General features: G+C 69.2%; 18 protein-coding genes. 11 read left to right on the top strand and 7 right to left on the bottom strand.

Annotated elements, in window-relative coordinates:
• Positions 1-23 precede the first annotated feature (23 nt).
• Entirely contained in the window at positions 24-722 is a 699-nt protein-coding gene (locus ABZS29_RS30465) for a GntR family transcriptional regulator (protein ID WP_355467052.1), read from the top strand.
• 5 nt (positions 723-727) lie between these two features.
• Here ABZS29_RS30465 and ABZS29_RS30470 read toward each other — a convergent pair whose 3' ends face one another.
• The 5 genes from ABZS29_RS30470 to ABZS29_RS30490 all read right to left on the bottom strand — a co-directional run bounded on the left by ABZS29_RS30470 (position 728) and on the right by ABZS29_RS30490 (position 4038).
• Entirely contained in the window at positions 728-1336 is a 609-nt protein-coding gene (locus ABZS29_RS30470; protein WP_355467054.1) for an SMI1/KNR4 family protein, read from the bottom strand.
• A 4-nt stretch (positions 1337-1340) separates the two neighbouring features.
• On the bottom strand, positions 1341-1805 hold the full coding sequence (locus ABZS29_RS30475; RefSeq protein WP_355467056.1) for a PPOX class F420-dependent oxidoreductase: 465 nt from the start codon (positions 1803-1805) through the stop codon (positions 1341-1343).
• A gap of 183 nt (positions 1806-1988) precedes the next feature.
• The gene (locus ABZS29_RS30480; protein WP_355467058.1) at positions 1989-2936 is read right to left on the bottom strand and encodes a hypothetical protein; all 948 of its coding nucleotides are present in this window, start codon (positions 2934-2936) and stop codon (positions 1989-1991) included.
• Positions 2937-3163: 227 nt separating this feature from the next.
• On the bottom strand, positions 3164-3514 hold the full coding sequence (locus ABZS29_RS30485; RefSeq protein WP_355467060.1) for a hypothetical protein: 351 nt from the start codon (positions 3512-3514) through the stop codon (positions 3164-3166).
• A complete protein-coding gene (locus ABZS29_RS30490; protein ID WP_355467061.1) occupies positions 3511-4038 on the bottom strand; it encodes a hypothetical protein in 528 nt (175 codons plus the stop codon). The genes ABZS29_RS30485 and ABZS29_RS30490 overlap by 4 nt, the downstream gene beginning before the upstream one ends.
• A gap of 75 nt (positions 4039-4113) precedes the next feature.
• Between ABZS29_RS30490 and ABZS29_RS30495 the strand changes: the two genes are divergently transcribed.
• Together ABZS29_RS30495 and ABZS29_RS30500 are read left to right on the top strand one after the other, a co-directional pair.
• Positions 4114-4833: a hypothetical protein gene (locus tag ABZS29_RS30495; RefSeq protein WP_355467063.1), complete on the top strand. Its 720-nt coding sequence runs from the start codon at positions 4114-4116 to the stop codon at positions 4831-4833.
• The gene (locus tag ABZS29_RS30500) at positions 4830-6371 is read left to right on the top strand and encodes a DNA polymerase Y family protein (protein ID WP_355467064.1); all 1542 of its coding nucleotides are present in this window, start codon (positions 4830-4832) and stop codon (positions 6369-6371) included. The genes ABZS29_RS30495 and ABZS29_RS30500 overlap by 4 nt, the downstream gene beginning before the upstream one ends.
• Here the strand turns inward: ABZS29_RS30500 and ABZS29_RS30505 are convergent.
• Positions 6362-7546: a DUF6596 domain-containing protein gene (locus ABZS29_RS30505; RefSeq protein WP_355467066.1), complete on the bottom strand. Its 1185-nt coding sequence runs from the start codon at positions 7544-7546 to the stop codon at positions 6362-6364. The two genes, ABZS29_RS30500 and ABZS29_RS30505, sit on opposite strands and share 10 nt — an antisense overlap.
• Complete coding sequence (locus ABZS29_RS30510; protein ID WP_355467068.1) at positions 7546-7914, bottom strand: YciI family protein; 369 nt, start codon at positions 7912-7914, stop codon at positions 7546-7548. Before ABZS29_RS30510 ends, ABZS29_RS30505 begins: the two co-directional genes overlap by 1 nt.
• 168 nt (positions 7915-8082) lie before the next feature.
• On the opposite strand from ABZS29_RS30510, the gene ABZS29_RS30515 reads away from it, so the two are divergent.
• From ABZS29_RS30515 to ABZS29_RS30550, 8 genes are all read left to right on the top strand, one after another.
• On the top strand, positions 8083-8676 hold the full coding sequence (locus tag ABZS29_RS30515) for a CDP-alcohol phosphatidyltransferase family protein (protein WP_132171818.1): 594 nt from the start codon (positions 8083-8085) through the stop codon (positions 8674-8676).
• 3 nt (positions 8677-8679) lie between these two features.
• Positions 8680-9507 carry a DUF881 domain-containing protein gene (locus ABZS29_RS30520; RefSeq protein ID WP_355467071.1) on the top strand — a complete coding sequence of 276 codons (828 nt, stop codon included), beginning with the start codon at positions 8680-8682 and terminating at the stop codon, positions 9505-9507.
• Positions 9504-9836, top strand: a complete 333-nt coding sequence (locus tag ABZS29_RS30525) for a small basic family protein (protein WP_132285273.1) — start codon at positions 9504-9506, stop codon at positions 9834-9836. Before ABZS29_RS30520 ends, ABZS29_RS30525 begins: the two co-directional genes overlap by 4 nt.
• Position 9837: 1 nt before the next feature.
• The gene (locus ABZS29_RS30530; RefSeq protein ID WP_355467073.1) at positions 9838-10638 is read left to right on the top strand and encodes a DUF881 domain-containing protein; all 801 of its coding nucleotides are present in this window, start codon (positions 9838-9840) and stop codon (positions 10636-10638) included.
• Between the two features lie 30 nt (positions 10639-10668).
• Complete coding sequence (gene gcvH, locus ABZS29_RS30535; protein WP_355467075.1) at positions 10669-11052, top strand: glycine cleavage system protein GcvH; 384 nt, start codon at positions 10669-10671, stop codon at positions 11050-11052.
• An 86-nt stretch (positions 11053-11138) separates the two neighbouring features.
• A complete protein-coding gene (locus tag ABZS29_RS30540; protein WP_355467077.1) occupies positions 11139-11669 on the top strand; it encodes an FHA domain-containing protein in 531 nt (176 codons plus the stop codon).
• Positions 11656-12315: a MerR family transcriptional regulator gene (locus tag ABZS29_RS30545; protein ID WP_355467079.1), complete on the top strand. Its 660-nt coding sequence runs from the start codon at positions 11656-11658 to the stop codon at positions 12313-12315. The genes ABZS29_RS30540 and ABZS29_RS30545 overlap by 14 nt, the downstream gene beginning before the upstream one ends.
• Positions 12316-12597: 282 nt before the next feature.
• Positions 12598-13092 (top strand): bifunctional nuclease family protein, encoded by a 495-nt coding sequence (locus ABZS29_RS30550; RefSeq protein WP_355467081.1) that lies wholly within the window; start codon positions 12598-12600, stop codon positions 13090-13092.
• Positions 13093-13105 lie beyond the last annotated feature (13 nt).

A 13105-nucleotide genomic window follows, 5' to 3' on the forward strand; every position in this document is an offset into this window, starting at 1 on the left:
GAGGAGAGAGGCAGCCCGCCCCAATGACCCGACGTCTCGAGCTCACGCCTGGGGGACCGACCGGCCGTCGTACTCTCGCCGAGGAAGCCGCCGCCGAGCTGCACGAGCTGATCCTGTCCGGTGAACTGCCCAGTGGTACCGCGCTCCGGCTCGAGGAGCTCGCCAAGCGCCTCGACATGAGCCAGATGCCGATCCGCGAAGGGCTGCGCCGGATGGCCGCGCTCGGACTGGTCGAGATCGTGCCCCACAAGGGCGCCTGGGTCCGCGAGCTGTCCGTCGAGGACCTCCGCGACACCCACCAGACCCGCCTGGCCCTGGAGTCGCTGGCAGTCCGCGCCGCCGCCACCCGCTTCACCGAGGCCGACGCGGCCGCCGCCCGCGCCGCCCTCGCCGAACACGTCCGCCTGTCCAAGCTCGGCGACAACATCGCCTCCCGCCAGGCGCACACCGAGTTCCACTTCGCGATCTACCGCGCCGGCGGCTCCCGCTGGCTCCCGCGCGCGATCGAACCCGTCTGGCAGAACAGCGAGCGCTATCGCTTCGGCTCCCGCCAGACCAAGGCCCGCATCGAACAGACCCGCCGCGAACACCAGGCCATCCTCGACGCCTGCACCGCCCACGACGAAGCCGGCGCCGAAACCGCGCTGCGCGATCACCTCGAAGGCGCGATGAAGCGCATCACCGAAACCATGGAACGCCGCAACGCCACCGCCAACCACTGACGAGGTCAGACCGGGAGTTCGCCCCAGTGCAGATAGCCGTCCGTCACCTGAGGAAGATCCGGCGAGTGGTATCTCGTCGGAGCGGGACGTCCGTCCACGAAGGCGCCGGCAATCTCGGCGAGCATCTCGCCGACGCCTCTCCAGTACGGCGCTGACTCGACATTCCACTCGTGCCACTCCCAGACACAGCCGAACTGGTCGCCGTCGCGCAGATCGACGTACAGGAGACCGCCGTCGTACGCGAGCGCGATCGGAAGGAAGCAGTCGAGCCACTCGTGCGGCGGATGCCCGGCCGGATCGCTGTCGCCGAGCAACGGGCCGGCCTCACCGATTCCGCGCTGGATGTCCCGCAGCATCTTCCGCGACGACAGCATCTCCATCACTGGAAGCAGGTTGTAGAACGGCGGGACGAGCGCGCCCCGGATGTAGCGGTGCTCGGTCCCGTTGGCGATCTCCAGGTATTCGACCAGCTCCGTCGGCAGCGGACGGTTCATCGCAGCCTGCAGATAGCGCAGATCGACGGTCGTCGCCGGTGGATTGATCCGGGTGGCTGTGGCTGGGTCGTTGGCTTCGAGCCAGCTGACGATGCGCGACCACGAAGTGGCAACGCTCACCTCGTCAGTCAGCAAGGTGGGCGGGGAAGCCGCCGGTGGCGATGGGGCTCCAGCGGGTGGGGGTGATGCGGATGAGGCACTTGCCTTGGGTGCGCATGGCTTCGCGGTACTCGTCCCAGTCGGGGTGCTCGCCGGAGATGGAGCGGTAGTAGTCGACGAGCGGCTCTACGGCGTCGGGGAGCTGGATGACCTCGCCTTCGCCGTCGACCTGGACCCAGGCGCCGTTCCAGTCGTCGGAGAGGACCAGGACGCTGGTCTGGGGGTTGCGCTCGACGTTGGTGCTCTTGGCGCGCTGCGGGTACGACGAGATGACGATGCGGCCCTCGGGGTCGACACCGCCGGAGACGGGCGAGGCCTGCGGCGTACCGTCGGCGCGGGTGGTGATCAGCAGCATGTGATGACGCGGCCGCACGAACTCCAGCAGCCCCTCGAGATCAACCTTGGTATTCGTAGCAACAGTCCTGGCCATGCCACCACCCTAGTCCGCCACCGAAGCCACCGTGCGCCGCCACCGAAGCCACCGTGCGCCGCCACCGAAGCCACCGTGCGAGTGTGAGGAGTCGTCCAGCGAGTGTGAGGATCGGGTCGTCGGTAAAGGGTTTCCGACGCCCCGGTCGTCACACTCGAGGGGACGTCGGGGTGTGTGCGGAGGTCAGGCGACGTGGGGGAGCCAGCGGCGAGCAGGGGAAGGCTTGGCCAGGCAGGCGCGGTGAGCCTCTTGGATGCGTGTGATCAGGGCGGGCGGGTTCCGCAGGTCCAGAGCTGTGACTCGGAGGACTGTCAGACCGTTGCGTTCGAGACCCTCTTCACGGTAGTTGTCCCGGGTTTGCTGGCCGAGCTCCCAGTGGTACTCGCCGTCGTACTCGAGAGCGAGACCGGCAAACCCCTCCAGCAGGTCGACGATGCCGAGGAATCTCCCGTCGAGGTCGTGAACCGGCGCGTTGACGAGGAGTTGCGTCAGGCCCGCGGCACGACAGATCATCCGCAGCCTCGACTCGGGCGGCGACGCCGCCCGCTCGTTGAGCAAAGGCAGAGCCTCGCGCAACTGGCGGACACCACGACGCCGGGAGTGAGCAGCTTCGTACGCCGCGATCGAGGCCGGATCCGCGAGTCCGGCGTGGAGGAGACAGTCGCCCGCAACCACCGCCTCGGTCAGGTCGGGCGCGAACCTCATCAGGTCGTACGCCGTCCGAACGCCGGCTGTGCACGGTATGCCGACCACCTGGGTGATGTCCTGGGGTTCCAATGCTGCACGCAAGGACCGGATACCTGCACGATTCACCACGCTGTTCGGCGGGATCGCCACCAGGACGGGTTCACCGAGGCGGCCGTGCGCGGCGATGGCCGATCCCCAGCCACCGTCCAGCACGGTGACGCCTTGCAGGTATGCGGAAGCCCAGCCGCCGACAACTCCGCCGTACGGCATGACTGCGACCGCATCCAGGATGCGCTGCCTGATGGGGTCTCTGACCTGCGTGGACCGGTGATAGCCGAAATGCGGCGAGATCCAGGATGCCGACTCCAGTTGTGCCCGCGTGACTCCGGCAGAGAGCAGGTCCATTCTGCGCCGAGGCAGGAACCCGCGACCGATGTATTCCATCAGCCCACGATGCCTGAAGCAGTACTTCACCCCACTGAGTTATCCACAGCCCCACCCGCCACTGAAGCCACCGTGCGCTCGCGCTCCACCGAAGCCAGCGTGTCAGGGGGCGGCGACTTCAACGAGTGTGAGGACCAGGTCGCTGGAAACCCCTTACCGACGCCTTGGTCCTCACACTCGGCGGCCGACTCCTCGCATTCGCACGGTGGCTTCGGTGGCGGGGGCGGTCAGAGGACTGCGGTTTCGTGGACGCTCAGCCACTGCGTGCCGACCAGTACGGCGGTTGTCCGGCGGGCTGTGCCGATCGAGTGCTGCTCTAGGAAGCGGCAGACCACCGTGTCCCCGGACTGCGTGAGCACCTCGAACTGCTCGATGCCGATCGTCAACCCCGGTACGGCGTTGTGCGCGGTACCCAACGCGCCCATCAGCTCATCGAGTGTGAGCTTGACGCCGTCGATCGTGACCAGCGTGAACTCCGGCCGGTGAGCAGCCCGGAAACGCTCAAGCACCTCCGGACCGGCCTGACCGCCGAGCCAGGCCGCCAGATCGTTGTGGTGCCGGACCACTGCGTCGATCACAGGAGGACCTCCGGGTCGATCAGCTGGTCCAGCTCCTGGTCGCTGAGCTGGTTGATGCGGTCCTTGGCGCGCTGGGCCTGGGGAGTGGTGGGGATCTGGCCGGCCAGCAGGCCAGGCAACGCGATCTCGTAGCCGGCCCGGGCGCGCGGGGTGTAGCGGTGCCGGGTGCGGGCGACGGCCGAGGCCACCCGGACTGCGTGCTCGTTGTTGGGTGCGGCACCCGGCCGGTCGGTCTCCCGGGCGGCGAAGCGGAAGCCGTTCGCGAGGTCGCAGGCGGTGCAGCCGAGCGGGCCGGCGCCGAGGCCGGATCCGCACTCGGTGCAGGTCAGCTGCTTGAGCGCTCCGTCCACGACCCGCCAGTCGAACTCAGAGGTGTCCTGGAGCACGACCGCGGCCAGGTCGCGGGCTTCCGGCGTACCGGGGGTGACGTCGGACTCCGCGCAGAGCGTCTTCCAGGCGGCGTCGAGGCTGTCCTCGATCTCCCGCAGGGCGCTCTGGAAGCGGGGGTGGTCGACACGGAGCATGGTCGGACGATAACTGTTCGAGGGGGCGCGGTCAGCCGGATTGACACGGTCGAACAGGTGTTCGAACATGGGTTCATGACGGGGATCACGGCGCTCGACGAGGCTCGTGCCTTCCTGTCCAAAACCAAGGCCCGAGGAGCCAAAGCACGGGTTCAGCAGGCGCTGGACACGGCCACGGTGGACCGGGCGCTGCCGACGTCTCCCGTGGTCTCCGAGCTGCTGGCCGGCGCTTCGCTACGCGGCGGCGCGGCGTACTCGGTGCAGGGGTCGACCGCGCTGGTGATGGCGCTGATGGCAGGCCCGTCCGCGGAGGGCGCCTGGTGCGGGGTGGTCGGGCTGCCGTCGTTCGGCGCGGAGGCGGCGCAGGCGCTGGGGGTCGACGTGGAGCGCCTGGTGCTGGTGCCGGATCCCGGCTCCGAGTGGCTCAACGTGGTCGCCGCATTGGTCGACGCCCTGACCGTCGTCGTGGTCCGGCCGCCCGGTGTGGTCACCCCTGGTGAGGCCTCTCGCCTCGCGGCCCGCTTGCGCACCCGTGGCGCCCTCCTGATCGCCGCCGGCTCCTGGCCGGGCAGTGAAGCCCGCCTTCAGATCGAGAGCAGCACCTGGACCGGCCTAGGCGACGGTGAAGGCATCCTCACCGCCCGCCAAGCCACCGTCGCCGTCACCACTCGCCGAGCAGGCACTACTCCTATCCGCCATCACCTCTGGCTCCCAGCCCCCGACGGCACCCTCCAGACCATCACCCCGCCCGCCCTCACCACAGCGCCAACCTGGCAGCAGGAGGCAGTCGGATGAGAGTGATGGTGGTCTGGGTCCCGGACTGGCCGGTGGTGGCGGCCGGGCTGGGGGAGGGACCTGCTGCGGTGCTGGAGAAGGGACGAGTGCTGGCTACCTCGGCGGCTGCTCGCCGGGAGGGAGTGCGACGAGGACAGCGCGCTCGGGAAGCCCAGGCGCGGTGCCCAGAGCTCGCAGTGGTGAAGTACGACGAAGTGGCGGACGCACGCGCGTTCGAGCCAGTGGTGGAGTGCCTGGAGGCGCTGACACCGGGAGTGCAGGTGATCCGCCCAGGGATGTGTGCGGTGAAGGCACGTGGGCCGGCCCGGTTCTACGGGAGTGAGGCCGCGGCGGCGGAGAAGCTGCTTGATCGGCTCGAGACGTTCGAGGTGCCGGGCGGGCGGATCGGGGTGGCGGACGGCCCGTTCGCTGCTGAGCAGGCAGCTCGAACGAGTTCCGAGCAGACCCGCGTGCTGGTGATACCGCCCGGCGAATCACCGAAGTTCCTCGCGCCGCTCAGCGTCGACGTACTGGAGCAACCGACGCTCACCGGTCTGCTCCGCAGGCTCGGACTCCGCTCGCTCGGAGCGTTCGCGGGGCTGTCCGCCACCGAAGTGCTGAGCAGGTTCGGCCCGGACGGCGCGTTCGCGCATCAGCTGGCCCGCGGCGCGGACGACCGGTCGGTGGTGGCGCGAGAGGTGCCGCCGGAGCTCACCCGCACACTCGAGTTCGAGCCGCCGGTGGACCGCGTCGACCAGGTGGCGTTCGCCGTCCGGTCGGTCGCCGACGAGTTGGTCGCCCGGCTGACCGAGATCGGCGGAGTCTGTACGACGCTGCGGGTCGAGGTCGGCACCGAGTCCGGCCGGATCCACGAGCGGGAGTGGTTGCACCCCCGCTGGTTCACCGCGGCCGATGTGGTCGACCGGGTCCGCTGGCAGCTCCAAGGCAGCGGTACGGCGACCAGTGACCTGACCTCACCGGTCACCCGGATCCGGCTCGTCCCGGAGCAGGTCGACCCGGTCGGTGCCCAGGCCGACGGACTGTGGGGCGGCGGTCCGGACGAGCGGATCCACCGCGCCCTGACCAGGGTGCAGAGCATGCTCGGGCACGGCGCCGTCGTGTCCGTGGTGATCGGCGGCGGCCGCGACTTCGCCGAGCGTCAGACCATGGTTCCCTGGGGTGACCGCCCGATCCCGGCTCGCCCACCGGACCAGCCCTGGCCCGGCGCGATCACCGCACTCGCCCCCAGCACCGTCTTCACCGACCCGCTCCCGGCCCAGGTCTACGGCGACGATGGTGTCCAGGTCTCGGTGACCGCTCGCGGCGACCTCACCGCCGTACCGACTGCCTTCCGCCTCGCTCCCGGCCGCCGCGTCGCCGACAGCAACAAGCTGCACCCGATCACCGCCTGGGCCGGCCCCTGGACCACCGACGAACGCTGGTGGGACCCCGACGGCACCACCCGCCAAGCCCGCTTCCAGTTCGTCACCGCCGACACTCGTGCCTGGCTCTTCACCCTCCGCCAAGCCACCTGGCACCTCCAGGCCACCTACGACTGAAGTGCGTCGGCCCGGGACTGCAGGTAGTGGCGCTCGGGGGTGCTTTGGGTTTGGCGGGCGGCCAGGAGGTAGGCGTCACGGGCGGCGGCCGTATCACCGGCCAGGTCGAGCAGGTGGGCTCGGACGGCCGAGACGCGGTGATGATTGGTGAGAGTCGGGTCGATGTCGTCCAGTAGGGCCAGGCCTGCGGCGGGGCCGTGGACCATGGCTACGGCGACTATGCGGTTGAGGGTGACCATGGGGCCGGGGGCGGTGGATTCGAGGAGTTCGTAGAGCATCAGGATCTGGCGCCAGTCGGTGGCGTCGGCCGTCGCTGCCTGATCATGTACGGCGGCGATCGCCGCCTGAAGCTGGTATGGACCGACCGGGGCGCTGGCAAGGGTGGCGCTGATCAGCTCGGTGCCCTCAGCAATAGCCTCCGCGTTCCACAGTGAGCGGTCCTGATCAGGCAGCGGAACCAGCTGACCCTCAGCAGTAGCCCGGGCCGGACGCCGAGCATCGGTGAGCAGCATCAACGCCAGCAGCCCCGCAACCTCGCCTTCGTCCGGCAGCTGTTCACGCAGTTGCCGCGTGAGCCGAAGAGCCTCCGCGCTGAGCTCAACCCGATGCAGCGCAGCTCCCGACGACGCGGTGTACCCCTCGTTGAAGATCAGATACAGCACATGCAGTACGGCGCTCAACCGCGCCGGCAGCTCGTCGGCCGGCGGCAAGGCGAACCGGGCGCCCTGCAGTTTCGCCTTCGCCCGGCTGATCCGCTGCCCGATAGTTGCCTCCGGCACCAGAAACGCCCGGGCGATCTCACCGGTGGTCAGTCCGCCGACCGCACGCAGCGTGAGCGCCACCTGTGACTGCGTGGTCAGCTCCGGATGGCAGCACAGCATCAGCAGCGTCAACGAGTCGTCGACCGCGCCCGCCGGCTCCGGTGAAGGCTGCCACCCCTCCGCTTCCTCGCGCCGCCGCCGGGCCGCCTCATTGCGCAGTACCTCGATCCGTCGCCGCGAAGCGACCGTAACCAGCCAACTGCGCGGATTCTCCGGTACGCCGTCCGTCGGCCACTGCATCGACGCCGCCAGCAACGCCTCCTGTACGGCGTCCTCGCACGCGTCGAAATCGCCGTACCGGCGGACCAGCGCGCTCAAGACGACAGGCGCCTGCGCGCGCAGTACCTCCTCCATCACCTGTACGCCGACAGGTCTCGCACCGGCCGCACCTCGACGACGCTGTACGGCGCCTCCGGGATCATCGCGACGATCTCAGCAGCGCGCTCCATCGACTCGCAGTCGAGCAGGTAGAACCCGGCCAGCTGTTCCTTCACCTCGGCGAACGGCCCGTCGGTGGTCAGCGGCCGGCCGTCGCGGACCAGCACCTGCTTGGTCGCGGACGGTTCGGCCAGCGACTCGGAGGCGAGGAGCTCGTCGCGCTCGGCCAGCGCCTCGTGCAAGGCGGCGTACCCGGCCATGCCCTCGCGCTTCTGCTCGTCGGACAGTCCGTCCCACACCGCGCGGGACTCCGGGTTGCCGTAGATCAGTACCAGGAACTTCATCGAGGACCTCCCACCCATCTGTCGCCTCAAGGATCACCCTTGCGTATCGATCGGGTCACCGGGGCATGCCCCGCGCGTGGCCGGGCATGGCCCTGTCGGTCCGCCCAAGTACAGTTACGACCGCCCCTCAGGGGTGACCAGAGCCAGGGGTGAGAGAGGAGGGGGCGCGTGCCGGACTTGGAAGTGTCCGACCGGGTGCTCACGATCCCGAACGCGCTCAGCTTCCTCAGGTTGCTGGGAGTGCCGCTGTTCCTGTGGCTGGTGCTCGGGCCGCAGGAGGACGGCTGGGCGTTGCTGGTGCTGGCGATCTCCGGCTTCACCGACTGGGCCGACGGCCAGATCGCGCGCCGGATGAACCAGACCACCCGCCTCGGCCAGATGCTCGACCCGGTGGCCGACCGGCTGTACATCTTCGCCACCGTGATCGGTCTGGCGCTGCGCGACATCATCCCCTGGTGGCTGGCGATCGCGCTGCCGCTGCGGGATCTGCTGCTGACCTTCACCCTGCCGGCGCTGCACCGCCGCGGCTTCAACGCGCTGCCGGTGCACTTCCTCGGCAAGTCGGCGACCTTCTGCCTGCTCTACGCCTTCCCGCTGCTCCTGCTCGGTGACGGCGACAGCACGCTGAACCTGCTGGCCCGCGTCTTCGGCTGGGCCTTCGCGATCTGGGGTACGGCGCTCTACTACTGGGCCGGCGTGCTCTACTTCGAGCAGCTGCGGCACCTGATCCAGACGGTGAAACCAATCGACAAGGCGCGGTAGCCAGTGACCGAGCCCGCTACCAAGCCGCGTCGCGTCGACGCCTCGATGTCGCTGCTGAACAACCTGATGGCGCACCCGATCGACGAGGGGTACGCCGTCGCCGCCCGGACCCAGCAGGACGGCAAGCCGGTCCGGTCGCGGCACAAGGTGCTGCTCGCCGCGGCGGCACTGGTGCTCGGCTTCCTGCTCGCCGTTGCCGCCGCGCAGAACTACCGCAGCGCGCCGGAGGCGGAGAAGCAGCGCAAGGAGCTGATCACCCGGATCACCCAGGCCGACACCCGGCTGAACGGTTTGCGCACCGACCAGGTCCGGCTGGCCGACGAGGTCCGCGGGTTGCAGGCCGGGGGACTGACCAGCGCGGACGACGGCGCGGCGCTGCAGCAGAAGCTCGACGACCTGGAACTGCAGACCGGCGCGATCGCGGTCACCGGTCCCGGCCTCAAGGTCGTCGTCAACGACGCCAAGGACGCGGACAAGGAGGGCCGGCTGCTCGACGTCGACCTCCAGCAGCTCGTCAACGGGTTGTGGACGGCCGGCGCGGAGGCGATCGCGGTGAACGGTCACCGGCTCACCTCGATGACCGCGATCCGCAGCGCGGGCAGCGCGATCACGGTCGACTACAGCTCGCTGACCCCGCCGTACACGGTGCTGGCGATCGGTGACACCGGGACGCTGCCGGCCCGGTTCGCGCAGAGCTCGGGCGGCCAGTGGGTGCAGTACCTGGTCAGCAACTTCGATGTCCGGATGACGATCACGACGGAGGATTCCTTGCTGGTGCCGGCGGATGCGACCATCGCGCTGCGATACGCGAAGGTCGGTGGCTCGAAATGATCGCCGTTCTCGGACTGGTCATCGGTGTGGTGGTCGGCCTGCTGGTCGCCCCGGACGTGCCCGAATGGGCGCAGCCGTACCTGCCGATCGCGGTGGTCGCGGCGCTGGACGCGGTCTTCGGCGCCCTGCGCGCGTTCCTGGACGGAATCTTCGACGACAAGGTCTTCGTCGTCTCGTTCGTCTCCAACGTGCTGATCGCCGCCCTGATCGTCTACCTGGGCGACCAGCTCGGCGTCGGCTCCCAGCTCTCCACCGGTGTGGTCGTCGTCCTCGGCATCCGCATCTTCACCAACATGGCCGCCATCCGCCGGCACATCTTCCGGGCCTGACATGACCGACGAGAAACCAGAGCAGGCGCATCCGGTGGAACCGACACCGATGCCGAAGAAGCCGCGGACGCCCAACCTCGCTCTGCGGCGGCTGAAGGCCGGTTTCAAACCGTCCCGCGGCCAGGCGATCGTCGCGGTCGTACTGGCCCTCGTCGCCTGTACGGCGGTCGTCCAGGTGCGGGTGAACCGCGCCGACGACGGCTACCAGAACGCGCGCCGTGAAGACCTGATCGCGATCCTCGACGGCCTCGGCCAGAACACCCGGCGGCTCGAGGGCGAGATTGCCGAGCTGGAGGAGCGGAAGAACACGCTGTCGTCCAGCGCCGACAAGGCCGAGACGGCCAAGCAGCAGGCGGAGGCGCAGATCCGCGCGCTCGGCATCCTGGCCGGCACGCTGCCCGCACACGGTCCCGGCGTCCGGATCACGCTCAACGACCCGCAGAGCAAGATGACGTCGAGCAACCTGCTGGACGCGATCGAGGAGCTGCGGGACGCCGGCGCCGAGGCGATCCAGATCAACGGTTCGGTCCGGGTGGTGGCCAGTACCGACTTCGTCGACGACGCTCCCGGCATCAAGATCGACGGTCAGAAGGTGACCTCGCCGTACGTGATCGAGGCGATCGGCGACTCGCACAGCCTGGCCGAGGCATCCAACTTTCCCGGCGGGCTGGTCAGTGAAGTGACCGGTCCCCAGGTCGGCGGCACGGCGGACGTGAACGAGGAGACCAACGTCGCCATCACCGCTTTGCACGCGCAGGAGGAGCATCGCTACGCTCGCCCGGCGCCCAGCCCGTCAAAGTAGCTCCAGATCTCTCCAGAAAGAGGACCGACGGTGTACCCCGAAGACCTGAAGTACACGGCCGAGCACGAGTGGCTGAAGGCCAATGAAGAGGGCCCGGTGCGGGTCGGCATCACCGACTTCGCCCAGGACGCGCTCGGCGACATCGTGTATGTCCAGCTGCCCGAGGTCGGCAGCGCGGTGCGCGCCGGTGACGCCTGCGGCGAGCTGGAGTCGACCAAGAGCGTGAGCGATCTGTTCGCTCCGGTGAACGGCAGGGTCCGCGCCGTCAACGAGGCGCTGGCCGACCAGCCCGACCTGGTCAACACCGACCCGTACGGCGAGGGCTGGCTGCTCGACATCGAGGTCGACGACCCCGCCGAGGTCGAGGCTCTCATGGACGCCGAGACCTATCAGGGTCAACTCGACCCGAGCTGATAGGTTTGCCGGACCTCAACCGCTGGTAGAGGGTTGAGGCCGGGTACACACTTGTTCCACGGGGTTTCATCGGGAGGATTTACAGCATGCCGTTCTGCAACCAGTGCGGGCACGAGAACTCCGAGGGCAGCCGCTTCTGCTCGCAGTGCGGAGCCATGCTCCCTGGGGCGGACCGGCCGGCCCCCGCGACGTCGGCCCCCGGTGTCACCGACACCGCGATGCTGACGCCGATCAGCGTGGAGCCGGAGACCGAGCGCTTCGACCAGGGCGAGCCGTTGTCGGCCGACGACCAGGCCGCGGTCGGCGCGCTGCCGGCCGGCTCGGCGCTGCTGATCGTCCAGCGAGGCCCGAACGCGGGCAGCCGGTTCCTGCTCGATGTCGACGTGGTCACCGCCGGCCGGCACCCCGACAGCGACATCTTCCTCGACGACGTGACGGTCTCGCGCCGGCACGCCGAGTTCCGCCGCGACGCGTACGGCGTGAAGGTGCGCGACGTCGGCAGCCTGAACGGCACCTACGTGAACCGGGACCGGATCGACGAGGTCCAGCTGACCAACGGTGACGAGGTGCAGATCGGCAAGTACCGGCTGGTCTACTACGCCAGTGGCCAAGCCTGAGCTCTCGATCGGCGAGGTCCTGCAGGTCCTGCAGGCCGAGTTCACCGATGTCACCATCTCCAAGATCAGGTTTCTCGAGGCCGAGGGGCTGGTGACACCGGCGCGCACCGCGTCGGGCTACCGCAAGTTCAGCGCGGGTGATGTGGAGCGGCTGCGCTACGTGCTGACCGCGCAACGCGACCAGTACCTGCCGCTGAAGGTCATCAAGGAGCACCTCGGTGCGATCGACCGCGGACTGCGCCCGGCAGCAGGTGGACCGCCGATCGCTCCCAGTACGCCGGCCGCCGGGCCGGCCGCCGACGACTTCGGTGCCACCGGCACCGATCTGCGGCTGACCCGGGCGGAGCTGTGCGCGGCCGCCGGCGTCAGTACGGCGTTGCTCGCGGAGCTGGAGAGTCACGGCCTGGTCGTGGCCGACGGCAAGCACTACGGCGGCGACGCGATCGTGGTCGCCCAGGTCGCGGCCGAACTGGCGACGTACGGGATCGAGCCGCGGCACCTGCGGCCGTTCCGGACCGCCGCCGACCGCGAGGTCGGCCTGATCGAGCAGGTCACCGGCCCTCGCCGTACCGACCAGACCCAGGAACTGGCCGCCCTCACCGTCCGCCTGCACACCGCCCTCGTCCGCTCCCGCCTCCCACGCTGACCGCAACACCAACGGATATCCGTCCGTGTTGCCCCTTCTCCGCCCTTTGCAAGCCCCCAGAACGGGCAACACGAGCGGATAACCCCTGGTGTTGCTCGTTCTCGGCAGTTCAGAGGGGTGGGAGGGGCGACAAGCGGGGATATCCGTCGGTGTTGCCTGTTCTTGGGGCTGGTGAAGGGGGGAGAAGGGGCGACGGGAGGGGATATCCGTTGGTGTGGTCGGGGAGTGGGACGGGGGGCTGGGGGCGAGGCTGCGGGTGGGTGGGCGGAGTAGGGTTGTGGTGTGCGCGAAGTCGACGTAGTCGGAGTCCGGGTCGAGATGCCCTCGAGTCAGCCCATCGTGCTGCTCCGGGAGGTCGGCGGTGAGCGGTACCTGCCGATCTGGATCGGTGCGGCCGAGGCGAGTGCGATCGCCTTCGCCCAGCAGGGGATGGAGCCGCCGCGGCCGTTGACCCACGACCTGTTCGCGGAGACGATCCGGGTGCTCGGGCACACGCTCAGCCAGGTCCGGATCGTGAACCTCACCGACGGCGTCTTCGAGGCGATCCTGGTCTTCGACGACAAGACCGAGATCTCGGCTCGCCCGTCGGACTCGATCGCGATCGCGCTGCGGACCGGCACCCCGGTGTTCTGCACCGAGGAGATCCTGGCCGAGGCCGGCATCCCGGTCCCGGACAGCGAGGCCGACGAGGCCGACGAGGTGCAGGAGGAAGAGGAGGTCGAGCGGTTCCGCGAGTTCCTCGACCAGGTCACCCCCGAGGACTTCGACAAGAGCTGATGCGCTCAAGACC

It is taken from the genome of Kribbella sp. NPDC005582 (genome assembly GCF_040605415.1).
Classification (GTDB): domain Bacteria; phylum Actinomycetota; class Actinomycetes; order Propionibacteriales; family Kribbellaceae; genus Kribbella.